This window comes from Candidatus Peregrinibacteria bacterium (assembly GCA_030700255.1).
In the GTDB taxonomy this organism is placed as follows: Bacteria; Patescibacteriota; Gracilibacteria; order UBA1369; family JABINC01; genus JABINC01.
Genome location: JAUYJN010000036.1, coordinates 1 through 26,706 on the forward strand (window position 1 = coordinate 1; position 26,706 = coordinate 26,706).

Here is a 26,706-nt window from a genome sequence, read left to right on the forward strand (position 1 = left end):
AACAGCTGTGATGGTTCCTTTGCACACTGGAAAGGCAAGCTGGGGGTTCACAGAGGATTGGCGAAAAAAAGGAAGCAAAAGATGATGCATTATTTACTCGAAAATTCATAACATCAGCCCGCAAAAAATTCCCTTATCCCGAAAAAAACAATTTATATATCCAAATTGCTAACGCCCTTTGCATGTGTCTGAATAAACTTCTTGCGTGGAAGCACCTCTGACCCCATAAGTGTGTCAAAGATTGCATCTGCACGTTCAGCATCTTCGATTGCTACGCGCAACATTGTACGTCTGTTTGGATCCATAGTAGTTTCCCACAGTTGCTCAGGATTCATTTCTCCGAGACCTTTATAACGTTGAATATTTTGAGTGGAAATATCTTCACGAGCAAGGATTTCCTCCATCTCTTCTTGAGATTGTGCATACCAGATTTGACGACCTTTTGACAGTTTGTACAAAGGTGGCTGAGCTATATATATATGACCGGCATCGATAAGCGCCCTGAAATAACGATAAAATAAAGTAAGAAGTAAAGTACGGATATGAGCTCCATCAACGTCCGCATCCGTCATGATAATTATCTTTCCGTAACGGATTTTATCAGCGTCAAATGTCTCACCAATACTTGTACCAATAGCAATAACCAAAGATTTAACTTCATTGTTACCCAAAATTCTATCAAGACGAGCTTGTTCTACGTTAAGAATCTTACCTCTAAGTGGAAGAATTGCTTGAAAATCACGATTACGTCCCTGTTTCGCTGAACCACCCGCAGAATCTCCCTCTACAATGTATAACTCAGTCTTAACGGTATCTTTGGATGAACAATCCGCAAGTTTACCAGGTAGAGTCATACCTTCGAGCGCTCCTTTACGGATAACCGTATCGCGGGCAGCGCGCGCGGCCAGCCGCGCGCGAGCAGCTAACCTACATTTACCAATAATTGCTCTCGCATCAATCGGATTCTCTTCCAAATATTGAGTCAAAGCATCGTTTAAAACAGAGTCTACAGCCGATCTCATCTCAGCATTTCCCAGTTTCGCCTTAGTCTGGCCTTCAAACTGAGGATCAGCAAGTTTTACAGAGATTACAGTAGTCAAACCTTCACGAACATCATCAGATGATAAATTCTGTTCCTTATCTTTTATAAGTCCGGCACTCTTCTCATAAGAATTAATAGTACGCGTCAAAGCAGCTTTGAACCCGGTAAGGTGCATACCTCCCTCATGCGTATTAATATTATTTGCAAAAGTAAAAATATGCTCCTGAAATGAGCCGGTATATTGCAACGCAATTTCAACAGTACCATCTTCAGTCTCTTTATCTACATAAAATATCTCTGTCAAAGACTCTTTATTCTTATTCAAATGACGAACATAAGACTTAAGACCTCCTTCAAAATGAAATTGATATTTCGCCTCCTTACCTTCACGTAAATCTTGCAGACGAATATGAACACCCTTTGTAAGATAAGCATGCTGTCTAAGCCTATTCAAAACAGTCATAAAATCAAATTCTATAATTTCAAATATTGTTGGGTCAGGGTAAAAACGAATAGTTGTACCGGTTTCATCTTCCGGAACAGTACCAACCGCCTTTATGTCTTCAACCGGATTACCACCATCTTTGTATTCTTGCCTATAAAGCTTACCATCCCTCTTAACTTCAGCTATAAGAAGAGAAGAAAGTGCATTTACAACAGAGACACCTACTCCATGCAGACCTCCTGAGACTTTGTAACCTCCTCCACCAAATTTACCTCCGGCATGCAATATGGTAAGTACTGTCTCAAGTGCCGATTTACCGGTCTGTTTCTGTGTATCAACCGGGATTCCACGTCCATTATCACTTACAGATACACTACCATCCTCATGAATAGTAACATCAACGTCAGTACAATAACCGGCCATCGCCTCATCTATAGAATTATCAACAATTTCCCAAATTAGATGATGAAGACCGGCTACATCTGTAGTACCAATGTACATACCGGGCCTCTTCCTCACGGCTGAAAGACCTTCTAATACCTGAATATTGGACGCATCATAACTTTGATTCATATGTGTTTCTGTTTAAATTTACAAGGTCATGCGGAAGCACACTCCGTGCTAAAAACCAGAACGAAATATACTGAATTGAAATCTAATGTGCAAGAGACAAAAACAGCTTACTGTCTCTTAACTTTTTGCTTCACCTTTGGAGTAATGGGAGCGTCTTCAATAAGAAGCTTTCCAACTACGGAATTCAATTTCTCAGCCAAACCATCAATATCAAATTCCCCTTCAAGATACATTTTTTTAGTTTCGGTCGGAGCCATGCCTACCACGTCCGGAACATTTGCTTCTACAACAATTTTCTTTAATCGATCATGAGTATTATCAAATTCAAAACTAAGAACGTGAGGAAATTCATCTAATTCAACATTATTAACATAAAAACGATTTTCAAGTAGATCAAGGATTTCTATATCTGATTTAGAAATAAAGAATCCAAGCTCACTCAATTCATTGACAACAAGTGTAATTGCCAGACTTTCAGAAGAAGAATAAGAAACGTTTTCAGACAATTCTTCACTTATAACAACTTCAGTCTCTGAACGGGCGGACTCAACCTCATCATTTATCAAAGCAATTGAATTAACAACTTCTCGCAACTTATCAATATGAACACCTTTATTTAATTTCCGCTCATTTACAACGAGGTCATACATCAACTTCGTTTGATTATCGAACATACCGGAAAATATATTTTGACCAACATTACCTTTTTTAATTTCAAATAAACGATTTTGGTCATCGGAAAGTGCACCAATTGATTCCGGGTAAATTTTACGTTCAGTAAACTGTTCATATACAGAAGCTATAAGCTTATCTGTATCAACACGCTTTACCTTTGAACGACCGGGCTGAACCTTTTTCAAATATTCTTGAAGATCACCCCAATCCACCCTACTCGCTTGGAAAGCCTTGAAAGCCTCCTCAAACCCACCCTTCAAAAGAAGGTATTCCGGAGATGCATAAAATTCAAATAACAAAGTTTGCTCATCGATTTCCGCATCAAAATATTCATATATAGCAACGCGGTAAAGTGCCTGATTTCGCACACTAACAACGTTTGCAAGCATAGCTTGCCCAAGAGCTACACCGTTTTTACGATCTAACTTATTGTTTTGAATAAGGTATGAAAGTCTTTTTAAGATTTTTATTCTATCTTGAATAATAGTTTGTCTATTCTCTTCCATCTCCAGTTTATCAGTAGATAATTCGATCAGTTTTTGATCTACAAATGTTAGAGTATCAAAGAAATCTTCAGCATAAAAATCAGAATAACGTGCAAAAAGATTCGTAACATTTTGACGAATAGTTTCAACGGCACTGTAGTAAGGTTGGAGATCCTCTTTGTTATAAGAACTCAAAAACAGATTCAAACGTGATCCCCATTCATTGAAACTTGTAAGTGCACGACTATATTCAGTACGATCCATCAAATCGTAAACTTCTTCCAAATTACTAATAAGTATCTCCGTCAAACCTTCATAATCCTTATTACTACGCAATGAATCAAATGTGGCATCCCACACGCGCTTTTTACCCGGGTACAAAAGACTTGTTTGCAAAACACCTTGCAACCCCTTCAATTCAGATGACAAATATGCCCTATTATCAAAATTTAAATAACCGAGGCTCGCATGCCAAAACGCATAAAACTGACCTGAATTACGTTCAGCAGCATTAGTATCTTCATTTAAACTCCAAACTTGAGCAATATTAAATATTTTTCCAAGAAAATCCTCCTTGCTCACAATTTTCTTTTGCTTTGAAAATATCAAAGGAAATTTATTTCTCTCTAAATTTTCCAAAAGCAACTGTTGTAAATTTGTAAATGAACCAAAGACGACAGTATCTTTTAATGATGTTATATAAGATTGCATGTAACGATCTGAGTACAAATTATCATATTCTAAATTCTGGCTATAAAATTCGTCTTTCAATAAATCCTCCTTCAAAACAACCTGAATCGGGAACTCTTTTACAAGTTTTGAAAGAAGTAAAGTAGCAAGTTTTTGCGAAATTTTCGATTCAGCAATATCTACACGATTCCCCTCCGGTAAAAAGAAATAATTATAAAAAGAATCACTCAATTTACCTCCTCTTTTGAGTTCAGAATATGGTTTTGACAAAAGCCCTATATTCAAATCATGCATATGATTATAAACATAAAGACGTGACCCATTATACGTCATTTCAAATACGGCATTTCCAGGGATAACAAGCGTTTTATTAGTATAAATATCATATTCAACACTATTGAACACATTATTTACCCAAAGACGCCCGGACTCAAGGTACAGAGTGATGTTTTTCAACATTTCACTAGTATCATCAGAGCCAATAGTCATAGCATCAACCCTAAGTTTTGAACTATTCGCAAGGCGGAAATAACTAACGCCATTTACCTCCAATAATAAATCCGAATCCAAATGGGTTATCAATGTCTGCCCACTTTTAAGGTCTATTGGCCCATTAACGACAGGAGATAAATTACCGCTATTATCCAAAAGCTCAACATCACCATTCGTCTGCATAACATTAAAAATCGTCAATGGTTCTACATTAGAAGATTTCACAAACCGTGCCTCAAACATTATAGATACGCTTAATATCACTAAAAATGCGAGGAAAAGCGAGAATTTTTTGTGAAAAAATTGTTTTAACATAGATTCATCTATTAATCTATATATTCTAGCACAAAAATACGTCAAAAACCACCCTCAAACTCAAACAAACTCATTCATTCTCCCTTTTTTCCAGCATACCTATAATTACAATACGAAAACGCCATAACCTCCACCTATTGCACCGTTCAAATCTTCCATTGCTCCACCTCCCACTATAGCCGTCTTTTCTCCAAATATTTTTCATCCAGCACATGGGTAAGTTCATGATGCTCTTTGCAAAGTTGCACTAAATGTCTCGGATCATGACTGCGACTCAGGCCAAATCGTATCGTATGATGCGTATTTTTCGCATCCCTCATACATCCTCGCACTTCGCATTTTGTACCAGCCCGCGCGCTGATCACTCGCTTCACTTTCGCAGGAATATTTCTCCCGACTTCTTTGCCAATCGCCTCTTCTCTCACAACCTCCTCGCCAACTGTGTTCAATTTCTCCTCAAGCCTTTCCTCCCGTTCATTCAGCATTTTTTCCAAAATTTCGTTCAAATCAAAACCTTTAGATTTAAGCTCATTCAATCTGGTAATAACATTTTTATCCAAACCAAGTTTCTGTAAAGTCTGCAAATCAACTTGCCCTAGCTCACATGTCAATTCTCGATCAGCCATATTCTCGCTTGTAATCAAGACCTCCTTCTTCTCAAATCCCAAATCGCCGGCTTGCCCCAAGTTAGCATCTGTCGCGTAATCATCTTTGTGCGTACGCACAAATATACCTTCACCATGTTCAGGGAGATGAGGCAAGTCGACGGCATGAGATAGACAGCCATCTTCATTAACAACTCCACATCCACTCGCGGCTCCACCAAACAAACTCCCCTCACAAAAACCTCCGCTATTTTCACCAAGTAGATTTTTCATCTGAATTTCTTTTTCATGCCGAACCAGAGTTTCAAGAGCGGATTGCGATAATTTGGAAATACATTTTACAAAATCTGATTCGTTTTCCGCATTTGCAACCGAGGCAACTCTAAATAATTTACTTACGCTCGAATGCCCTTCAACAAAAATATTTCGTAAATCTGTAAGTCCTTCTTCTCTAAATCTGCGCTCAACATGTATCGCTCGCTGCACTTGCTCACGGCTCAAACCAGCTGTGCGTGCCGCAAACTCATAAATAGTTGAAAATCCTTTACGTTCATAAAGACGTCTACTATTTACCTCCGGGAGTAAACCGATAAATTTGCGTTTCCACAGAATCGTTTGAGTTCCATATTTTTGGCAAAGAGTAATAAGTTCTTTATCGGATAATTTCTCCACATCAGAAAGTTTTGTTAGATTTTTCATAAGGTTTTGATTAAAAAATATTGTAGTTTTTTGGTGATTTATTCATTCTAGAAATAAATTAGTAACAACAATTGTACGAGCAAATTATAACATTCACTCACCATTTTTGGTCAAGACTAAAATGCCCGAAAGGACAAGTCACAAGCCAAAAAGCACAACTTTGAGTTGCGCTAAAATACAAATATTACATGGTGAGCGTTGACTTACTTTTAAGTCGTGCTATATTTTTGGATTAAGAAGATACAACACTTAGAAAGAAGACATTCCCTGCTCAAAAAAATGCAACCAACCGAGGAATTATCATTGTTTCAAAAAACCAATTACAAAGAACAAGCGAACCTTTACCTAAACAAATGAATGTTCTACAATCCAACGGCATATATTAAAAAAAAACTCATGAGATCAAAAAACAAAATCAGGACGTATACATCGATAATAGTAAGTATATTCGCACTTTCAACAATAATTTTCTCGGAAACCGCTTCGGCATTTACCGAGGGTAGATATGTAGAATACATCGCGACTTTACGTGCATCCGGAGTAATACAAGAAGAGGTCGATATGAGTGCCCCAATAACTCAATCTCAATTTCTTAGATTTATATTAAGAAATTCACCTGACTTTAACAGAAACCTAAAATTCGATAGACCTGAAAAAAGATTTATTAATGTTTCAAACATTATGTCTTATGCACCATATGCATATACGGCGCTTAAAACAGGAATAATAGAAATGCCTGCTGACAAAAAATTCAATCCTAAGGCGAAAATAAACAAAGTAAAAGGTCTGAAAATGATTTTAGATCTATATGGGATTTCCGCTTCAAGACTTCTAAAACTCGATGGACAATATACAGATGTGCAAAAAGGAGCATGGTACGTACCATATATAGCAAGAGCTATGAAACTAGACTTAATAGAACCGGAAGAATCAAATTCATTTGGAATAAATAGTAATTTAACAATTAAAGAAACAGCTGGAATACTCGTAGAAATAAACAATGTATTGGAAAATCAAAGACAACCAAAAGAAATATATTTAGGCAGTCCAAATATCGAAAATATAGATGTACTCTATGATGTGTACAACAAAATACAAGAATTTTATTTTTACGATAAAGAAATCGACAATGACAAACTTGTATATGAAGCCATAAATGGCTTAGTAAACGGACTGAGCGACAGATACTCTGTATTCAATACGCCACAGGGGACTGACGACTTCATACAAGGCAATAGTGGTGAATTTCAAGGTGTTGGTATGTGGATCGAACGAACGGAAAGTGGGTATACCGGTGTAGCCGGAGTTATACCTGACTCACCTGCGGAAGAAGCCAATATGAAAGTTGGTGACTTAATACTCAAAGTGAATGGCGAAGACATAAAAGGTTGGTCACCGGAAAAAGTAGCAGCCACTATCAAAGGGCCTGCCGGAAGTGAAGTAACTCTATTTATTGAGAAACATCCTGACAAGCGACGTATCAACATAACGGTAAAACGTGCACAAATTGAAATGAAATTCGTAAGTGGGGAAATCATGGAAACATATTACGCTTACTTTGATATAAGCCAGTTTCCACAAGATTTGAAAAATGATTTTAACGAAGTTGCGGCGAAAATCATAAACGATAGAACTAGAGGGATTATACTGGATTTACGGAATAATCCTGGCGGATATGTAACGGCCGCTGAAGACCTTCTAAGTTTTTTTATGCATAAAGGAGAAATAATGTACTACTTGGATTACCGAGAAACAGATCGTGTTGCACAAGCCAAAGCAACCGGAATGTATGCAGACAAATTTCCAGTAGTTGTACTCACTGACGCATCTTCAGCCTCAGCTTCTGAAATAGTAACCGCAGCCCTAAAAGACTATGAGTTAGCAAAGATCATAGGCGACAAAACTTTTGGTAAAGGAGTTGCTCAACAGTTATTTTTCTATGATGATGGTTCATCACTAAAATTAACTATAGCAGAATGGCTTAGCCCAAAGAAAAATCGTCTAAATAAGCTAGGCATAGAACCGGATATCAAAGTCGTAGACAAAGAAGAAACAAAAAACGACGAAGTCATAGACAGAGCTCTACGCGAACTAAAGACCATGCATTCGCTTAAGTAAACTCCGCCCTCTGGCGTAATACCTCTTCCGGATCAGTAGTGACTATCTTGTCTTCTATATATGAAGCAATTATTTGAATTGCTACGTGCTTAAGACCGGCGAAGAACAATCCCTGCCCTACCCCGGAGTTGAGCAACATATACTTTTCTCCTTCAGTAAGATTGAAGAATTTACCGAGGAGTTCAATCGCCGCAGGCGATTGCTTGAGTAGAAGCTGCATTGAAGAATTCGTTACGATAGAACGGCCATGCTCGTGATTCATAAAGTCTTCCACATCTTGCGTGATCGTAGTAATCCCCAAATAGTATTTACGAGCACGTTTCACGAGTCCAAATAGGAATTTGGCACTATCTTCATGCTGCATCAAATTCCAGGCCTCATCGACGACTAGGATACGTTTTTTTAGTTCAGACCGAACCTTGGTCCATACATAATCCAATATAATATACATGGCGATAGGCCGGAGTTGATCTTCGAGATCTCTGATCGAGAAGACCACAAGCTGATTATCAAGATCTATATTCGTAGGTTTATTAAAAATCCCCGCATAAGTTCCGGAAGTAAACTTTTCGAGCCTCTGTGCAAGAGATGTAGCCCCATCCATAGAAGAAAGAACGCTATGTAAATCCTCCATTGTAGGTGGCTCAAAATCCTGAGGATTTGGCGTATCCATAGTAATACCTTTTGTAGAGTATGTATCTATAAGTGCCTTATCAACCAAAGCCTCTTCAGAAGAAGTAATCTCCCCAAGCATAAGCTTAAGAAGACCATTCAAATTTATTACAGAACTACGGAGTAGATCTCCGGGCTGAACATCGTTATCATCGTATGGTTTTGGAAGATCAAATGGATTAATACGTCTATCTGAATTCAAAGAAACATTTAGATAAGTACCACCGATTGCCTGAGAAAGTGACTCATATTCATTTTCAGGATCGATAATGATCACATCTGTACCAGTCATCATAGAACGTAAAATTTCTAATTTCACAGCATATGATTTACCGGCACCGGATTTTGCAAATACTACCGAATTCGCATTCTCCAAAGAGAATCTATCAAATATTATCAATGAATCGTTATGACGATTTAGCCCATAAAGAATACCGTCGTTTGACGTAAGGTCGGTCGAGCTAAATGGGAAAGTTGATGAAAGTGGAGATGTATTCATATTTCGATACACACCTATCTCATCAGTCGCTTGTGGCAGACAAGAATTAAGCCCATGCTCCATGCGCAAATCAGCTTTTTTTGTAAGAACCAGCTTACCTCCAAGTATACTTTCAAGTTGCTTCATTACCTTTTTCAATTGCTTCAAATCATCCGAATAAACGGTAATATAAAGACCAAATTGGAAAAATTTCTCCTGTCCACGTTGAATCTCAGTACGAAGTGACTCAGCATCCTCAAGTGCTGTTTCAAGCGCCGGATCTCGCACACTACCCTTTTCAGCATTCATACGAATAGAAGATTGAATTTGCGCCACTTTAGTCTTGAGCTTTTTCATTATCTTCGTCGAATCTATCGGATAGATGAATTGTGAAATATCCATTGTCACGTCAAAATTTATAAGTGGTGACAACCAATTTGTATCTATGTAACGAGGATATGAATAAACGAAAATCGTCTGACAATACTGTCCTTCTATTCGAACATGATCGTAAGCAACCTCCATAGAAGAAGGAGCAATCAAATCCTTGATCGAAGCCAAACCTTCATTAAATATCTTCTCAGCTTCGATGATTTTCGCCCTTTCCTCCGGAGAAATTTTCTTAATATCAAAAGTATCATCTAAAACTTCTTTAACAACCTTTTCACTTGATTCAACTCCTTTTGCGGCAACTTTTGCCTCTTCATCTTTTTCTTTACTACGAAATAACTTAGAAAAGAAACTTTTTTTCACAGGAGCATTATTAATTTCCTTAGCTTCATCCATTTTTTCTTCAGCCTTCTGCCTAGCCTCTTCCTTCGCAACTTCCATATTCAATGGCGCTTTTTCATCTTCAGAAGACACTTCAACCTGTGGCTCATTATGATCAGCTTCATATGTAGCCTTCACCTCATCTACTTTTTCTAAAACCGTTGCAACATCTTGCTTATCACCTTTTTTTAACCAAGAAGGCACGTCAGTTACAGCATGAGAAATATCATTAGCACCACCCTGAGTATCGTCAGATGTAACGGTTGATTGTGTAAGAGTTTTGTCGTCAGCCATAGCATTAATTAAATCAGTTAAGTATACCAGAAATTAATTATCCCTTCAATGCACCAAGGGGCTATTACAAAACATTCCGCGTCATTTGCAAATCATTTTCACGGGAAGTGGCCGGAAACAAGCAAAAAAGCACTATTTTTTGAAGCTGAATATGATAATATGCCCAGGGTTTTTTAAGATGCCCTTAATTTCCATTAATTAAATACGTAAAAATAGCTTATGTCAGAGCAAAACGAACACAGTGAGGCCCCTGAAGACAAAGAAATCGACAAGGTAGATGAAGTCGAAACGGCTGGTAATGGTGACAATACAACTAAAGAAGAGGCTACTCTTTTTGATCAATACAAAAGAAGGCCAATTACAGAAGAAATGTCAGAATCATATCTAACGTACGCAATGAGTGTAATCGTTTCACGTGCACTACCGGATGTAAGGGATGGTTTAAAACCGGTTCACAGAAGAATTATGTATTCGATGCATGAGTTAGGATTAAATGCAGGATCTAGATTTAGAAAATCTGCAGCCGTAGTCGGAGATGTACTGGCAAAATACCATCCGCATGGTGACACGGCAGTATATGATTCAATGGTACGTATGGCTCAAGATTTCGCTATGCGTTACCCACTCATAAATGGTCAAGGTAACTTCGGTTCGATAGACGGAGATAATGCGGCTGCTATGCGTTACACGGAGGCTAAAATGCAAAAAATAAGCGATGATATGCTCGCAGATATAGAGAAGGAAACTGTAAATTTTAGTGCAAATTATGATTCGACAAGGACTGAGCCAAACGTACTACCTGCCAGAGTACCTCAACTACTCTTGAACGGAACTATGGGTATCGCAGTTGGTATGGCTACTAACATACCACCTCACAATTTAACTGAAATCATCGATGGGGTTGTACATCTGGCAAAAAACGAAGATGCTACTATAGATGACCTAATGGAATTAATAAAAGGACCTGACTTTCCAACTTATGGTTCTATTTATGATGCGGAAGCAATCAAAACTATGTACGCAACAGGTCGTGGAGGAATTATGGTAAGGGCTGAAGCGGAGATAGAGGAGGCGAAAAATGGTAAATTTCAAATAATAATAACTGAAATACCATACCAAGTTAACAAATCAACACTTGTAACTAAAATTGCTGATCTTGTAAGGGATAAGAAGATTTCCGGGATTAGTGATTTACGAGATGAATCAAACAGAGAAGGTATTAGAGTGGTTATAGAACTAAAAAAAGAGGCATATCCTAAGAAAATATTGAACCAGCTTTTCAAGTACACTCAAATGCAAACATCGTTCAACATGAACATGATTGCTCTTGTAGATGGGCTACAACCAAGACTTCTTAATCTAAAACAAGTACTTGAATATTTTATTCTTCATAGAAAAGAGGTTATCGTCAGAAGAACTACGTATGACTTAAGAATAGCTAAAGCGAGAGCTCATATATTAGAAGGACTAAAAATTGCTCTGGACAATATAGACAAAGTTATCGAAACTATAAGAAAGTCAGAGACAAAAGATGAGGCTGGGACTGCATTGATGAATAAATTCGGCCTAACTGAACTACAAGCAAAGGCAATCCTTGAAATGAGGTTGCAAACACTCGCTGGTCTTGAAAGAAAGAAGATCGAAGATGAACTTGCAGAGAAGCTAGCATTAATAGCGGAGCTTGAAGGGATTTTGGCTGACCCTGAAAAAGTTAAAACAATCATGATTGAGGAATTAGAAGAAATGAAAACAAAATATGGAGATGCTAGAAGAACTCGAGTATTTGAACATGCACTAGGTAAATTTTCTAGCAAACAACTTATTCCAAATGAACCTATGGTTGTCATCCTAACCCGTGAAAACTACATTAAGCGAGTAAGCCCAAGCAGCTTCAAGCAACAAAGACGTGGAGGAAAGGGTATTATAGGCGGAACTACCAAAGAGGAGGATGAAATAGCACAAATGATAAATGTATATAATCATGATGAAGTACTATATTTCACAAACAAAGGACGTGTTTTCAAGCTTCCGGTATACGAATTACCACAAACTTCACGAACAGCAAAGGGACAAGCGATAGTAAACCTACTCCAACTTGGAGAGGATGAAAAAATCACTGCAATGCTTAACGCAAAAGAAGATTTGGCCGGTAAATATTTATTCATGGCAACGATCAATGGAACAGTTAAGAAAACACCCGTTGAAGATTTCGCTAATATCAGAAAAACCGGGTTAATAGCAATAAAACTACGAGAAGATGATTCACTTGAATGGGTAAAACAAACAAACGGTAAAGATAAGATCATCCTCGTAACCAAAGAAGGTAAATCAATCCAATTTGAAGAAGAGGATGTAAGATCTATGGGTAGACCATCGCAAGGGGTTCGCGGTATGAAACTCAAAGGTGATGATCGTATTGTTGAAATGGATGTAATAAAGCCGGACACCAAAACGGAGCTGATAGTAATAACTGAAAATGGACTTGGTAAATGTACCGATCTAACTAATTACCGCCTACAAGGTAGAGGTGGTACCGGAGTAAAAACAGCAAGTTTAACTGCGAAAACAGGTAAGATCGTAGGTGCGAAAATTATATACGAAGGACTTAACGGAGACGTGATTGTGATTTCCAAGAAAGGACAAGTAATCAGAATGCCTATTGAAGATATCCCTTCAAGGGGGCGAGCTACACAAGGTGTATACTTGATGCGAGTAAATGCTGGGGATCATGTGGCATCTATATCACTAATACCATATATCAAACCTGAAGATGGCGAAGAAGATGAAGGCGGAAGTGATGATGATATTGATACGAGTGGGGTAGAAGGTATAGAATCTGAGAATAAAGAAGATGTATCAAAAGAGAAGGACAGCGTTCAAGAGGCGTTATTGTAAAGCCTATCAATAAACTTAGTCATGAAAAAATGGAAATACATTGCAGGTATTGCCATAGTGCTGATGCCATACATGGCATTTGCAGCTTCAGATGGAGATTTAAGCCTTACTCAAAGTGATGTTTATCTTTCGAACCCTAAACCGGTAAACTCAAATTCAGTTAGAGTGTATGCAACTATACATAACGCAGGAACCAAAGACACGCTTGGATCTGTTCGTTTTTACGAAGATGCATCACAAAAACAAATAGGTACTGACCAACCGGTTTCACTTATACCTACGCGTGCGGATGATGTATTTGTAGACTGGAATCCAAGTTATGGCACACACACAATAAAAGTTGAAATAATACCATGGACCCCTGAGATAGATGATCCAAGTAATAACATCGTAAGTTTCACAGTTTTCGTAGATCAAGATACTGACAATGATGGTATTGGTAATTCAAACGACATAGATGATGACAATGATGGGATAGCTGATAGCAATGACTTATTTCCTTTAAATAAAAGTGAATGGGCCGATGCCGATGGAGACGGCGTAGGTGACAATGCTGACCCCGATGATGACAATGATGACGTTCCAGACTCAGAAGATGTCTTCCCTTTTGACCCAACTGAAACCTCAGATTTTGATAATGACGGTATTGGCGATAATGCTGACCCCGATGATGATAATGATGGAATCAATGATACTCTGGAAGACATCAATCAAAATGGTCTAGTTGACACCAATGAGACCGATCCATTAAATCCTGATTCAGACGGTGATTCTGTAAATGATGGCGATGATGCCTTCCCGCTAGATCCATCAGAAACAAATGATTTTGACAATGACGGTATTGGTGATAATGCAGACCAAGACGATGATAACGATGGTATACCGGATACAGAAGATACGAATTCAAATAATCAAGGACCAATAATTTCAGTTGGCGATACAAGTAGATCGGTTGACGTAAATAACACCCTTAATATTGATACTACCGAATCTATAGATTTGGATGGGGAAATAGTAAATACAATAATAGTAATCGAAAAGATTGGAATTCCTGCGGCATCAACGTCAAATAAAAACAATAACAGTTCAAGCAATAATACGTCAGACTCCAATGATAATGGAACCATTAATATAAGTAGTATAGATGATATTATTGAACAATATTTTGGTGGTAGAGGGGAGATTATTCAATTAGATAATAACAATTCAAATCTCAATTTCTCTTCAGAAGATAGCATTGTAAAACTATACTCATATATAGGGGATAATTTTCAAGCGAATTTCGAAGAACCTGGCACTTACAAAATCACCGTGATAGCACAAGATGACAAGAATGAAACAAGAAGCAAAGAGATCTTAGTGAAAGTAAGAGATTATAATAGAATATTTAGAATACTACTTATAATTGGAGGAGTTTTGCTTGCAATTCTCATGTCACTTAAGTATATTCTACTGGCAAAAAAACGAGGTAAACACGAGGAAGATAGCGACAATAAGCCGAAAATAGCGATTTTACACGCTAAAAAGAAGACGAAGAAAGTGCAATCCAAATCAAGAAAATCTTAAAAATTTATATGAAAACCGGCATCCATCCAAATTACCATACAGATACTGTTATCACATGTTCATGTGGTCAAAAGTATCATGCTGGATCAATTTTAAAAGAAATGAAAATCGAAGTATGCAGCGCATGCCATCCTTTTTATACAGGTAGACAAGATCATCTTATTGATAGAACCGGGCGTGTAGACAAGTTCAAGGCTAAAATGGATAAAGCAAAAGAATTTCAAGAAAAAAATGCTCCTAAAGTAGAAGTAGATGAGGATGAGGATGAGCAAGGTACAATTGAAGAAGATGTAATTGAAGAAGATGTAATTGAAGAAGATATAGCTAAAGAAGAGACTACTGAAGCGTAAGACATGATGTAGACTTAATACAAGCTTAATATTGCTTTTTTTTAGGAGTGCGCTACGTTGATTGAGCTCATTCTTATTTTTGAATATACGCATATGGGAAATACATTTGGTGAAATATTTAGATTAACTACATGGGGAGAATCTCATGGTGAGGCTTTGGGTTGTGTACTTGATGGCTGCCCGGCAGGATTAAAAATAACTAAAGAAGAAATTCAGCAAGAACTTGATAGACGTAAACCAAAATTCAAGAATCCATCTTCCACAAAAAGAAAAGAAGAAGATAAAGTTGAAATTTTATCTGGAATTTTCGAAGGAGTAACCACTGGAGCGCCGATATCAATGATTATACGAAACACAGATCAAATATCACAAGACTATAATAATATTAAAGATATCTATAGACCGGGGCATGCTGACCTAGCATATGAAATAAAATATGGGATTAGAGACTATCGTGGGGGTGGACGAAGTTCAGGCCGTGAAACGGCTTGCAGAGTAATGGGAGGAATAATCGCAAAAAAACTATTACATACGGTCAATAAAACGGAAATATATGCATATGCAAAAAAAGTCGGACCATTTGAAATCCCATCATTTATGAAATGGGCCCCTCACCTATCCTTAAAAGAAATTAGTAAAAACAATATAGGCTGTCCGGATGCCAAAATCGCAAAAGAAATGGAAGAATATATAATCCAAAAAAAAGAAATTGGAGATAGTGTCGGAGGTATAGTCGAAATACTTATAAAAAATCCGCCAATAGGCCTTGGAGAGCCTTGTTTTGATAAGTTGCATGCGGATCTTGGAAAGGCATTGTTATCAATAGGCACTGTAAAAGCTTTTGAAATAGGTGCCGGATTCGATGTTGCTGAGATGGATGGTTCAGAAAGTAATGACACATATACAAATGCTAAAAATCCAAAACAAGGTGTGAAATTAAGTAAAAATCATTCGGGTGGAATACAAGGAGGCATATCAATAGGACCTGACATAATCATGCGAGTAGCTGTAAAACCACCTTCAAGTATAAATAAAGAACAAGTAACAATTAACAAAAAAGGCGAATCTACTAAAATCAAAATAGAAGGACGTCATGATGCTTGCATAATACCAAGATTTATTCCTGTAGCTGAAGGTATGGTAGCGCTAACTCTTGCAGATCACTTGCTCCGTAATCAGTGCAACCAAGTACTCAAGAAATGTTAACGACGCACTGGAGTGGAGAAATCAGGTACGAATGGTAAATTACTATCGGTCGCAGTTCTTTGCTCCGGCCACGATTTTCGAATCGTCATTTTTGCTTCTGATTTTTTCTCATTTTTTGGATCAACAGATATAACCTTAGCTTCAGAATCTATAAATTCAAAGGAAGCCAAGGCCACATTCTCAATACTATTTATAAGTGGAGCTAAATCTGGAATGTTTTTATATTCGAACAATAAAGCTTTCATATCTTCACTCAATTCACTATTACGCAGAAGCCCTGCAATTGGATAAGTAATATTATTTTGTAAAAGATAACGAACCAAACCTACAGAGACTTCCAACGTCTGCGTTGAATGATTGTCCTTTTCAAAATCATGAGCTTCTTCAATAAAATGACAAATCGAACGTGAACGCTCAAGTCGTGTTTTATACCTGCTATCAGGGAATATAATGTCATCTACGAAAGCCTGAATTCGTTTTGAATCTTTAGTTGGCTCTTCTTTGATCAATGAAAGTACAGTTTGAGTAATAGAAGAAACATCTGCACTTGTTAAATCTTTTTTAAAAATTGTACGACAAATTCTCTTCAAATAAACACGTGCATTTGGCCCTCGACGCAAAGTAAGCATATCCTTAATATACTTTTTCATAGTAAAGTCATCTATATGCTGAGTAGCAAGAATGTTATTTATATTCAAAATAATGCCATCATAGTTTGGATTATCCGATTCTATAGCAAGCTCTTCACCTACATATTTTTCATCATACCATGATATTTTTTGCTGAGATTGATCCGCATTCAAAGTATTTACGAGCCAAAGAGCCGGAGCCTTACCAAAAGTCCCTGCAAGACCTAAAATAAGAGTCAAAACGAATAATTTACGTATTGGATATTTCATGTTTATTTTAATCATCATTGCATTATATCATATATATTCATATTTTGTAAAATATATATATTGACAAAACCATGTATTCCCTCCAAAATTACATATTGTAAATCGTAAAACGCTTGAATTATACAAGCCAATTACTTTAGAATATGGCACCGAGATTTAATTTATAAAAAAATAATTTAAGATAAATTTTCTAACCAAAAAAACTATGAAAAAAATCCTTTTAAGTTTATTTACAATCCTAATCGCAGGATTTGTATTGACTGCATGCAATCTGGAAGTTCTGGAAGAAGGCCTACCTACGGCAAGCGGACCACAAACTATAAAAATTGGATTCTTAGGGCCACTAATCGGAGATGTATCATGGCTTGGAGAAACTGCTATGAATGGTGTTAAATTAGCTTTTGAAGAAGAATCAAACGATAAATATACATTTGAAATGGTAGCAGAAGATGACCAATGTGATCCAAAGCAAGGTATAAATGCATACAATAAACTAAAATCTGATGGAATAACCGCTTTGATAGGGCCCGAATGCAGCTCAGCATTTCTTGCTATAGCACCTCTCGCAGAGAGAGAGCAAATAGTCGCAATCACACCATCAGCCACAAATGCGGATATTGCTGATGCTGGAGATTTCATATTTAGAGTTGTCGCATCTGATTCATTTCAAGGCAAGGTCGTCGCACAGGCTATCTTTGATGCAGGATTTAAAAAAGTTGCAATCAACACAAGAAATGATGCATGGGGACAAGGGCTCACACAAGTATTTACAGAAAGCTTCACAGCACTTGGTGGAGAAGTTGTAACAACAGAAAGCCATGAAGTACTTGCAACAGACCTTAAAACTCAACTTACTAAAATTAAAAACAGCGAGGCGAAAGCAATATATGTGCCAACATTCGCACCTGAAATGATAGTCATGCTCAAACAAATGAAAGAACTTGGAATGACTGACTGGAAAGTATTTGGAGGAGACGCCGCTGCAGATGAAAGTGTAGCAACTACAGTTGGTGATATCGCGGAAAATGTAGTAGTCGCACAAGGTAAAGAAAATAAAGAAGGACTTGGTCAAAAATATGAAGAAACTTATCTGGCAGCATATGGCAAGGAGCCACAAGCATACTCAAAAGAATCATACGATGCGGCGCGATTACTCGCACAAGCAATCAAAACGGTTGGTACTGATTCAGCTGGTATCAGAGATTATCTATATGCAGTTCAAGGTTACCAAGGCGCTTCTGGAACTATTTCATTTGATGCAAAAGGTGAAATGACAGAAAAAGAAGTTGGACTTTATACTTTCAGAGACAATAAATTAGTAGATTACGTTAAGTAAAAATACGCAAGGTAAAACAAATCAAAATTTAAGAATGCTAGACATACTCCCACAATTAATCATGAATGGATTAATCGCAGGTGCGATTTATTCCCTCGCTTCGCTCGGCCTAAATCTAATATTCGGAGTACTGGGATTTGTAAATTTTGCATATGGAGACATGATTATGGTTGGATCATATTTATTTTTCGTATTTTTGGTTATGTTAAAGATGCCGTTAGTGGTCTCCGCCCTACTCGCAACAATAAGCTTAATCATAATCGCATTTATCATCGAAAAAATAACATTTAGACCCGTAAGAGATAAAAATCCTATATCCGCACTAATCATATCTGTTGGTGTTGGATTTGCACTTAGATCAATAATAGAAATGATTTTTAAAGGAAATATGCGAATATATACAGACCAAGTACATGAAGGACGCGGCCTAATGCACGGACTTATACGAGTAACAGACAACCAAATTATGATAATAGTAACCAGCATCATCTGTATGATTGGGCTTTTTGTATTTTTAAAGAAGACAAAAACAGGCAAGGCAATCCGCGCTGTATCTGACTCAAGGCAAGTATCTGAAATTTTAGGAATAAATATAAATAAACATATACTCATAGTATTTGCGCTAAGCGCAATTCTTGCATGCGTCGCCGGTATTTTGCTCGGATATGAAAATTATCTCCAACCGACAAGAGGAGTTTCTATAGGTATTAAGGCGTTTTCTGCAATCATACTTGGTGGAGTTGGAAGTCTACCCGGCGGACTCATCGGAGGATTTACTATAGGGCTCGCTGAAAACATATTACCGGGCCTCGGCCTCGTCAGCACCGGATACAAAGACTCAATTGCATTTTTTATATTAATAATCGTAATGCTCGTCAAGCCACGCGGTATTTTTGGCATCAGCAAGTCTGAGGACACTCGTAAAGAATAAACTATGAATTACTATCTCACAGTCATAACGTTTGCAACGATATTCACAATACTTTCACAGAGTTATAATCTGATATTGGGATATGCTGGGCAATTCCACCTAGGGCACGTTGCATTTTTTGGAATCGGAGCTTATACATTTGGAATTCTAACTGTAAAAGCCGGATTTCCAATAATTCCTGCTATGGTAGCAGCAGGATTAATAGCTGGGATTTTTGGGGTATTTTTAGGGAAAATAAGCTTACCATTCAAAAGCCACTATCTGGTTATAGTGACTTATGGCTTCAATGAAATAATCAAATCAATCGAATTAAACTGGTCTGAACTTACAAATGGCGCACTCGGAATACTTGGAGTTCCACGCCCGGAAATTTTCGGATATACGCTCAACGATTCATTAAGTTTTTTACTATTTGTAATATTAGTGGCAGCTTTGTGCCATTACATAATCTATAGAATAATAAAATCTCCATATGGACTACTACTCGAAGCTGTGAGAGAAGATGAAATCGCAACAGAAACAATTGGAAGAAACACTGTGCGCACAAAAATTGAAGCGATGACAGTCTCGGCAATCTTCGCCGGCGTAGCCGGTGCTTTGTTTGCAATGCAACTCTCAATCGTAGTACCGGAAGATTACGGTCTAAATACAGTGATCTTTGTACTTCTCATGCTCCTACTCGGAGGCCGCGGGTCCTTCTGGGGTGGCGGAATCATAGGACCTTTTCTACTCTATATGATATTTGAGCCACTAAGATTCCTAAATTTACCGGAATCAATACTCGGCTCACTTAGAATGCTTATATATGCAATATTATTTATATCTATCATGTTATATCGTCCACAAGGGATACTCGGACGAAAAGCAATTCACTTAAAATGTATAAAAGAGGATCGGACTTAACCTTCAACATATGCACGCACTTGAAATAAACAATTTAAATAAACACTTCGGCGGATTAAAAGCCGTAGATGATTGCACCTTCAAAGTTGAACCAAACACTATAGTCGGACTTATAGGGCCAAATGGCGCCGGGAAAACAACGCTATTTAACTTACTTACCGGGGTCATACCATCAGATAATGGTGAAATCATCTATGAAGGTGAAAACATAACTCATATGCCAACATACTTAAGAAGCGTGAGAGGCCTCGCTCGAACATTCCAAGCTATAAGAATATTCCCTGAGCTAACAACGCTTGAAAACGTACTCGTAGCGCTCAAAGGGAATCAGCAAAGTTTAATGCAAATGTTCGGAAATCAAAAAAAAGAGCAAGAACGTCTTATAGATGAAGCGCATGAACTTCTAAAGAAAGTCGACTTAAATGTGAAGGCAAACTGTAAGGCCGGCGACCTATCTTATGGACAACAAAAACTACTTGAAATTATAAGAGCGGTTGCACAAGGTGGAGAATTCATCATGCTTGATGAGCCGGCCGCCGGAGTAAATCCAAATATGCTTAACAAAATAATAGATGTTATCCGTGAACTTCACAAAGAAGGGCGAACATTTCTCATAATAGAACATGATATGGGATTTATCATGAATATTTCAGACAAAGTGGTAGTCCTGGACTTCGGCCACATAATCGCAGAAGGCAAGCCCTCAGATATTCAAAAAAACAAAAAAGTACTCGAAGCATACCTCGGTAAATAATTATAAAATATGTTAGAAATAAACGACATCACAGCAGGTTACGGGGACGGCCCTATCATCATCAAAAACATTTCAATGAATGTGAAGGAAGGTGAAATAGTCACAATAATCGGGCCAAATGGCGCAGGGAAATCAACCGTGCTTCGCTCAATTTTTGGTATAACAAAAATTCACAATGGAAATATAAATTTTTATAATGAAGATATAACAAAGGTTCGCACAGAAGACACAGTTGAGAGAGGAATATGTTATGTTCCACAAGGTAGAAGTATTTTCCGGTCTATGACTGTTGAAGAAAATCTCGAAATCGGAGCTTATATCAGAGATGACAAAAAGTATGTGAAGCAAAAGATGGAAGAAATGTACGGGAAATTCCCAAAACTTTATGATAGGCGTAAGCAGAAAACCCGTCAGCTCTCCGGTGGTGAACAACAGATGGTATCAATCGCACGTGCCCTCATGCTAGAACCGGAGCTACTCATGCTGGATGAGCCATCCCTCGGGCTCGCACCAAAAATCATACAAGATGTATTTAAAATGTTATTACAAATAAAAAAACATGGGACTGCAATCTTGATGGTCGAACAAAACGCAAAAGCCGCACTGGAAATTTCAGATCGAGGGTATGTACTGGAACTTGGTGAAAAACGCCTAGAGGGAGAAGGTACAAAACTTCTGAGTGACAAAAAAGTCGGAGAGCTGTATCTTGGAAAACGCTCTTAAAAGAATAAAATGCTGCACAACCTGGTAAAATCATATAAAGACAAAAAAGGGGAAGTCGACTTTTGGCTTGAAGATTTGCGAAATAAAGTAAAAGGCCCTATTTACAATTCTGTCGACCTACGAAATAGTGGATTCAAAATAGCCGCTATAGATACAAACATTTTCCCGGCAGGATTTAACAATCTATGCCCAAATTATTCAAAAGAAACGGGAATACTATTTAAGGCACATATAAATAAATATTATCCAAATGTTAAGAACATAATTATTTTCCCTGAAGGTCATACAAAAAACACCTATTATCTAGAAAATGTAAGAAAGCTACAAAATATAATAAAAGAACATGGATTTAGAATTTATGTGGCACATTATGATTCGGAAATAGCTGGCACCCATACTACTGCGGCGAGCGAAGAACTCATTATCCATGAATTCAAAAAAGAAAATGACATTATTTTTATAAATAGCCCTGAAACTTTTATCCCGGATATTATCCTCACAAATAATGATTTCTCAGGAGGTATCCCGGAGATATTAAAAAACGTAAAAATTCCAATACTTCCAAATCCAAATCTAGGTTGGTTTCAAAGATCCAAATATGGACACCAGAAACATTATGAAATATTAATCGAAGAATTTGCAAAACTACTCGATGTAGATTCATGGTTCTTCAGCCCCATAACTATAAAAATAGAAAACGTGAATTTTCAAACAAAAGAAGGATTTGAAAAAATAGCAAAAGCGATAGAAGAATTACTCAAACAAATACAAGCAAAATATAATCAACATAACATAAAAGAAACTCCATATGTATTTATAAAAAATGATTCCGGAACATATGGGATTGCGATACACCACGTCGAAAAGCCTGAGGAAATAATTGAGATGAATCGGAAAACGCGAAATAAACTTTCAATCGGGAAAGACAAGAAAGCTGTGACAGATATTATTATTCAAGAAGGTATCCCAACTGTTGAAAGATTCAAAGGATTAACCGGTGAACCTGTTATTTATCTGGTTGGCAATAACGCCACTGGTGGTTTTTTCCGACTCAATGAAGACAAAGATGAAAAAGGTAATTTAAATACCGGTGGAATGAGGTTTACCAAATTATGCTTCCATGAAATGTTAGGCTATGAAAACAACTCCACAGATTGTGATATAGAATGTTTAGAAGAGTTGTATTTCAAAATTGCAGAAATCGCATCAATAGCCTCAGGTATGGAAATGCTAGAGCTCGAGAAAGACATAACCAAATAACAATGCTAATAACTTTTATAATAAATCCGATTAAAAAACTTCATCCGAAAGATGGGAGTATGGAGCTTGCAAGAGTAGCATGCGAAAGAGGTCACGAAGTAATACTTATCGAAGAAGGTGATATCAGATATGAAACTGAAGAAATACTTTCAGAATTCTATAATTTCCCAAACTTAAAAAAAGAGAACTCTCTGTTTGATCTTTCAAAAAGTGACGTCATTATGATGAGACTCGACCCACCATTCAATTTAAATTACGTGTATCACACATACATATTAGACAAGCTTAAAAAGTTAAATTCAAAAATAAAAATCATAAATCCACCGGGAATGTTACGTTCATGGAACGAGAAAATGGCTATATTGAATTTTCCAAAGCTAATACCTCCAACCATGGTTGCAAAAAAAACAGATGAAATATTGAGTTTCTCTCATAAATACGCACATGGGATAATTTTAAAACCTTTAAATGAAAAAGGTGGAAGTGGAATAACCTGGCTAAAACCGGATGACACACATCAAGAAAAATTAAAAAAAATAGCTACAATAACAAAGAGAGAAAAAGAATTTATAATGGTACAAGAATATCTAAAAGAAGCATGCGAAGGGGATAAAAGAATAACGGTTGTAAATGGTAAAATTATCAACTGCATACTCCGAGTACCAAAAAAAGATGACTTCCGAGGAAACATATCTCAAGGGGCGACCGGCCATCCATCAACCGTGACTGAAAAAGAATTGAAAGCTGTAAAAATCATTATAAAAGAACTTAAAAAACAAAAAATATTCTTTGCCGGACTCGATTTTATCGGAGAGAGATTAACTGAATTAAATATCACAAGCCCAATTGTAGGATTTACAATCTTCAAAGGCAGCGGTGAAAAAATAATCAAAGAACTTGAGAAAATTTAAAACATATACATAAATGAGATTTCGTACATTTTCTCTTTTAATAAAACAGTCCTGCCAAGATGCATTTGTATATCGAGCAGAGATCTATATGCAAATAATTGCTTGGTTTATAAGTTTCTTACTTTATTTTTATTTATGGAGAGCGATATTTGCGAGTAACGCAAATATCGGAACTTACACCATAACCACGATGTTAACATACTTTTTTTTGGTACAAGTTATGCGAAATTTACTTTTCTCATATTATGGATTCGTAATAAATAGCGACATTCAAAATGGAGACATGGCAAACTTAATGACTAAACCAATTTCATTATTGCCATATTATTATGCTCTTGAGATAGGTAGAAACTTAGTAAAATTCTTAATAAGTATTATTTCAAATGTGTTTATATTAGCGTTGTTTTGGCAATTCTTTGATTTTTCCACAATTTCAGCCGGATCAATCTTACTTGGATTGCTTGCAGCAATCCCAGCCCATTTCATAAATTACTGCTTCGTAAGCATGATTGGATGCTTAGCTTTTTGGCTCACTGACGCAAATAGATTAATATTCTTTTATTTCGCATTAACAACACTCGCTGCGGGATGGATAGTACCAATAGATCTTTTCCCGGAACCATTTCAAACAATCCTCATGTATACTCCATTTCCATATGCATTTTATTTCCCAATAAAATTAGCTCAAGGCCTACTGACTTCATCTGAAATCATCAGAGGTTTTACAATGCAAATAACATTCTCAATTTTACTGGGATCACTTCTTTCACTTGAAATCAAACGAGGACTCAAACACTTCGAAGGTGTCGGCCGCTAATAAAATACATATGTTCAAAAAAATTATACACAATTCGAAGATCTCCCTATGCCTCTGCTCCATGAATATCAAAATGGTACTCATATATAGAAAGAGTTTTTATATAAGCTTCATCGCAATTATGTTCTGGATGGCAACTTACACAGCCTTAATCGAAGTGATATATGGGCATACAAATGAAATAGCTGGATGGAGCAAAGGAGAAATACTTATTATCCTATCTTTTTATTATTTCATAACGAGCATTGCAAACTTCTTATTTCGTGAGAATTTCGAGGATTTCGGCAACAAAATGCGACGTGGATTTTTGGATCAATATTTAACAAAGCCTGCAATGTTCCAAATCCAATGCTTTTTTGCGAAAATGAGATTCGACCAAATCAGCTCTCCAATAATAGTATTATTTTTATTTTGGTATGGAGCTTCACTACTCACAGAACCACTTCTTTTACAAAATATAATCATAGGATTTCTTTATGCAATTCTTTCTGTGGCATTTTTCTATCATTTCTTACTGCTGGTTGCGACATCAACATTTTATCTGGAAAAAGCTGACACACTCGGGTCTATAATGTGGAACTTATCGCAAGTAGGTAGATATCCAAGACAGATTTTTACCGGATTTGGTAAAGTATTTTTCGAATTCGTCTTTCCTATTGCCCTCATGACATCAATTCCGGCAGAAATATTCGTAGGATTTGAAACGTCAAAAATGCATTTCTTTTTCTTCGTAATAGTACTTGGATTCTGTATACTCGCACAGGCAGTATTTAAAATAGGATTAAGAAAATATTCTTCTGCTAATTAAACAACGATAAAAATATGCAAAACAACCACACAATAATCAAAGTAAAAAATATAAAAAAATCTTTTGAATACTTCAAAAAAGAACAAGGATTAATAGGTTCAATAAAATCGTTATTTTCACGTGAAAAATTATATGCACATGCAGTAGATGATGTAAGTTTTGAAATACAAAAAGGAGAATTCATAGGGTTTATAGGCCCAAATGGAGCGGGTAAAACTACCACCCTAAAAATGCTTGCAGGGATTTTATGTCCAACTTCAGGAGCCATAGAAATCAATGGATTCAATCCATGGGATAGAAAACCTGAATTTCAAAAAAAATTTGGATTAATTATGGGACAGAAAAATCAACTTTGGTGGGACCTCCCTCCAATTGAGAGTTATATGCTTTTCAAAGAAATATATGAAATACCGGAAGCGAAATTCAAAAAAAACCTGGATTACTTAGTTGAATTATTGGACATAAAGGAGATCTTAGAGGTTCAAGTACGCAAGATGAGCCTCGGGCAACGTATGAAATGTGAACTCGCAGGAGCCCTACTCCATGATCCGGATATACTATTTCTAGATGAGCCAACCATAGGTCTCGATGTCGTATCTCAATCAAACATAAGAGAATTTTTAAAAAAATATAATGAGGAAAGAGGCGCTACCATCATACTTACCTCACATTACATGGAAGATATCAAAAGACTCTCAAAGCGTATGATTATGATAGATAAAGGTAAAATCATGTATGATGGATCATTCAAAAAATTCACCGAAGAATATACAAGGAATAGAGTTATAGAAGCGTCATTCACATCTGATATACAAGAAAAAGATCTTGGGCAATACGGAGAGATAATCAAATACAAACCACTAAAGGTGCAGATCTCAGTACCAAAAGAGCACATTACAAAAACTATGGGAAGAATACTAAACGAGCTCCCTGTAGAGAATATTGCTATTCACGACAAGGAGCTCGAAGAAATTATAAGAGAACTTTTTTAGG

General features: G+C 36.9%; 19 protein-coding genes and 1 pseudogene. 15 read left to right on the forward strand and 5 right to left on the reverse strand.

Going from position 1 to position 26,706, the window contains the following annotated elements; translation table 11 throughout:
* Positions 1–152: 152 nt before the first annotated feature.
* The 3 genes from gyrB to Q8P68_04405 all read right to left on the reverse strand — a co-directional run bounded on the left by gyrB (position 153) and on the right by Q8P68_04405 (position 6,021).
* Positions 153–2,060 (reverse strand): DNA topoisomerase (ATP-hydrolyzing) subunit B, encoded by a 1,908-nt coding sequence (gyrB, locus tag Q8P68_04395; GenBank protein ID MDP4008402.1) that lies wholly within the window; start codon positions 2,058–2,060, stop codon positions 153–155.
* Positions 2,061–2,167: 107 nt separating this feature from the next.
* Entirely contained in the window at positions 2,168–4,717 is a 2,550-nt protein-coding gene (locus Q8P68_04400; GenBank protein MDP4008403.1) for a hypothetical protein, read from the reverse strand.
* Between the two features lie 173 nt (positions 4,718–4,890).
* Positions 4,891–6,021, reverse strand: a complete 1,131-nt coding sequence (locus Q8P68_04405) for a hypothetical protein (protein ID MDP4008404.1) — start codon at positions 6,019–6,021, stop codon at positions 4,891–4,893.
* A 396-nt stretch (positions 6,022–6,417) separates the two neighbouring features.
* Here Q8P68_04405 and Q8P68_04410 point away from each other — a divergent pair, with 396 nt between their 5' ends.
* Positions 6,418–8,139 (forward strand): S41 family peptidase, encoded by a 1,722-nt coding sequence (locus Q8P68_04410; GenBank protein MDP4008405.1) that lies wholly within the window; start codon positions 6,418–6,420, stop codon positions 8,137–8,139.
* Here the strand turns inward: Q8P68_04410 and Q8P68_04415 are convergent.
* The gene (locus Q8P68_04415) at positions 8,132–10,354 is read right to left on the reverse strand and encodes an ATP-binding protein (GenBank protein MDP4008406.1); all 2,223 of its coding nucleotides are present in this window, start codon (positions 10,352–10,354) and stop codon (positions 8,132–8,134) included. The genes Q8P68_04410 and Q8P68_04415 overlap by 8 nt on opposite strands.
* Positions 10,355–10,573: 219 nt before the next feature.
* Between Q8P68_04415 and gyrA the strand changes: the two genes are divergently transcribed.
* The 4 genes and pseudogenes from gyrA to aroC all read left to right on the forward strand — a co-directional run bounded on the left by gyrA (position 10,574) and on the right by aroC (position 16,371).
* Positions 10,574–13,249, forward strand: coding sequence for a DNA gyrase subunit A (gene gyrA, locus Q8P68_04420; protein ID MDP4008407.1), 2,676 nt, complete (start codon positions 10,574–10,576; stop codon positions 13,247–13,249).
* A 21-nt stretch (positions 13,250–13,270) separates the two neighbouring features.
* Positions 13,271–14,815, forward strand: coding sequence for a hypothetical protein (locus Q8P68_04425; protein ID MDP4008408.1), 1,545 nt, complete (start codon positions 13,271–13,273; stop codon positions 14,813–14,815).
* A gap of 8 nt (positions 14,816–14,823) precedes the next feature.
* A pseudogene (gene rpmE / locus Q8P68_04430) lies at positions 14,824–15,033 on the forward strand (50S ribosomal protein L31).
* A 225-nt stretch (positions 15,034–15,258) separates the two neighbouring features.
* Positions 15,259–16,371 (forward strand): chorismate synthase, encoded by a 1,113-nt coding sequence (gene aroC / locus Q8P68_04435; protein ID MDP4008409.1) that lies wholly within the window; start codon positions 15,259–15,261, stop codon positions 16,369–16,371.
* Here aroC and Q8P68_04440 read toward each other — a convergent pair.
* The gene (locus Q8P68_04440; protein ID MDP4008410.1) at positions 16,368–17,270 is read right to left on the reverse strand and encodes a hypothetical protein; all 903 of its coding nucleotides are present in this window, start codon (positions 17,268–17,270) and stop codon (positions 16,368–16,370) included. The genes aroC and Q8P68_04440 overlap by 4 nt on opposite strands.
* A 205-nt stretch (positions 17,271–17,475) precedes the next feature.
* Between Q8P68_04440 and Q8P68_04445 the strand changes: the two genes are divergently transcribed.
* The 10 genes from Q8P68_04445 (at position 17,476) to Q8P68_04490 (ending at position 26,705) form a co-directional block, all read left to right on the forward strand.
* Positions 17,476–18,606, forward strand: coding sequence for a penicillin-binding protein activator (locus Q8P68_04445; GenBank protein MDP4008411.1), 1,131 nt, complete (start codon positions 17,476–17,478; stop codon positions 18,604–18,606).
* Between the two features lie 34 nt (positions 18,607–18,640).
* Positions 18,641–19,537, forward strand: a complete 897-nt coding sequence (locus tag Q8P68_04450; protein MDP4008412.1) for a branched-chain amino acid ABC transporter permease — start codon at positions 18,641–18,643, stop codon at positions 19,535–19,537.
* Between the two features lie 3 nt (positions 19,538–19,540).
* A complete protein-coding gene (locus Q8P68_04455; GenBank protein ID MDP4008413.1) occupies positions 19,541–20,440 on the forward strand; it encodes a branched-chain amino acid ABC transporter permease in 900 nt (299 codons plus the stop codon).
* A gap of 10 nt (positions 20,441–20,450) precedes the next feature.
* Positions 20,451–21,194, forward strand: coding sequence for an ABC transporter ATP-binding protein (locus Q8P68_04460; GenBank protein MDP4008414.1), 744 nt, complete (start codon positions 20,451–20,453; stop codon positions 21,192–21,194).
* Between the two features lie 9 nt (positions 21,195–21,203).
* Complete coding sequence (locus tag Q8P68_04465; protein ID MDP4008415.1) at positions 21,204–21,917, forward strand: ABC transporter ATP-binding protein; 714 nt, start codon at positions 21,204–21,206, stop codon at positions 21,915–21,917.
* A 9-nt stretch (positions 21,918–21,926) separates the two neighbouring features.
* Positions 21,927–23,177, forward strand: coding sequence for a glutamate--cysteine ligase (gene gshA, locus Q8P68_04470; GenBank protein ID MDP4008416.1), 1,251 nt, complete (start codon positions 21,927–21,929; stop codon positions 23,175–23,177).
* Positions 23,178–23,179: 2 nt separating this feature from the next.
* Entirely contained in the window at positions 23,180–24,088 is a 909-nt protein-coding gene (locus tag Q8P68_04475) for a hypothetical protein (GenBank protein ID MDP4008417.1), read from the forward strand.
* 88 nt (positions 24,089–24,176) lie between these two features.
* Positions 24,177–24,905, forward strand: coding sequence for an ABC-2 family transporter protein (locus Q8P68_04480; protein MDP4008418.1), 729 nt, complete (start codon positions 24,177–24,179; stop codon positions 24,903–24,905).
* Positions 24,906–24,966: 61 nt separating this feature from the next.
* Positions 24,967–25,713: an ABC-2 family transporter protein gene (locus Q8P68_04485; GenBank protein ID MDP4008419.1), complete on the forward strand. Its 747-nt coding sequence runs from the start codon at positions 24,967–24,969 to the stop codon at positions 25,711–25,713.
* Positions 25,714–25,727: 14 nt separating this feature from the next.
* Entirely contained in the window at positions 25,728–26,705 is a 978-nt protein-coding gene (locus Q8P68_04490) for an ABC transporter ATP-binding protein (protein MDP4008420.1), read from the forward strand.
* The last annotated feature ends 1 nt before the right edge of the window (position 26,706 follow it).

Bases quoted from the DNA above. Each gene is read 5' to 3' on its own strand.
- Q8P68_04465 (MDP4008415.1), top strand. From the start codon at position 21,204: ATGTTAGAAATAAACGACATCACAGCAGGTTACGGGGACGGCCCTATC.
- aroC (MDP4008409.1), top strand. From the start codon at position 15,259: ATGGGAAATACATTTGGTGAAATATTTAGATTAACTACATGGGGAGAA.
- gshA (MDP4008416.1), top strand. From the start codon at position 21,927: ATGCTGCACAACCTGGTAAAATCATATAAAGACAAAAAAGGGGAAGTC.
- Q8P68_04450 (MDP4008412.1), top strand. From the start codon at position 18,641: ATGCTAGACATACTCCCACAATTAATCATGAATGGATTAATCGCAGGT.
- gyrB (MDP4008402.1), bottom strand. From the start codon at position 2,060: ATGAATCAAAGTTATGATGCGTCCAATATTCAGGTATTAGAAGGTCTT.
- Q8P68_04480 (MDP4008418.1), top strand. From the start codon at position 24,177: ATGCAAATAATTGCTTGGTTTATAAGTTTCTTACTTTATTTTTATTTA.
- Q8P68_04425 (MDP4008408.1), top strand. From the start codon at position 13,271: ATGAAAAAATGGAAATACATTGCAGGTATTGCCATAGTGCTGATGCCA.
- Q8P68_04490 (MDP4008420.1), top strand. From the start codon at position 25,728: ATGCAAAACAACCACACAATAATCAAAGTAAAAAATATAAAAAAATCT.
- Q8P68_04460 (MDP4008414.1), top strand. From the start codon at position 20,451: ATGCACGCACTTGAAATAAACAATTTAAATAAACACTTCGGCGGATTA.
- Q8P68_04445 (MDP4008411.1), top strand. From the start codon at position 17,476: ATGAAAAAAATCCTTTTAAGTTTATTTACAATCCTAATCGCAGGATTT.
- Q8P68_04475 (MDP4008417.1), top strand. From the start codon at position 23,180: ATGCTAATAACTTTTATAATAAATCCGATTAAAAAACTTCATCCGAAA.
- Q8P68_04440 (MDP4008410.1), bottom strand. From the start codon at position 17,270: ATGAAATATCCAATACGTAAATTATTCGTTTTGACTCTTATTTTAGGT.
- Q8P68_04455 (MDP4008413.1), top strand. From the start codon at position 19,541: ATGAATTACTATCTCACAGTCATAACGTTTGCAACGATATTCACAATA.
- Q8P68_04415 (MDP4008406.1), bottom strand. From the start codon at position 10,354: ATGGCTGACGACAAAACTCTTACACAATCAACCGTTACATCTGACGAT.
- Q8P68_04485 (MDP4008419.1), top strand. From the start codon at position 24,967: ATGAATATCAAAATGGTACTCATATATAGAAAGAGTTTTTATATAAGC.
- gyrA (MDP4008407.1), top strand. From the start codon at position 10,574: ATGTCAGAGCAAAACGAACACAGTGAGGCCCCTGAAGACAAAGAAATC.
- Q8P68_04400 (MDP4008403.1), bottom strand. From the start codon at position 4,717: ATGTTAAAACAATTTTTTCACAAAAAATTCTCGCTTTTCCTCGCATTT.
- Q8P68_04405 (MDP4008404.1), bottom strand. From the start codon at position 6,021: ATGAAAAATCTAACAAAACTTTCTGATGTGGAGAAATTATCCGATAAA.
- Q8P68_04410 (MDP4008405.1), top strand. From the start codon at position 6,418: ATGAGATCAAAAAACAAAATCAGGACGTATACATCGATAATAGTAAGT.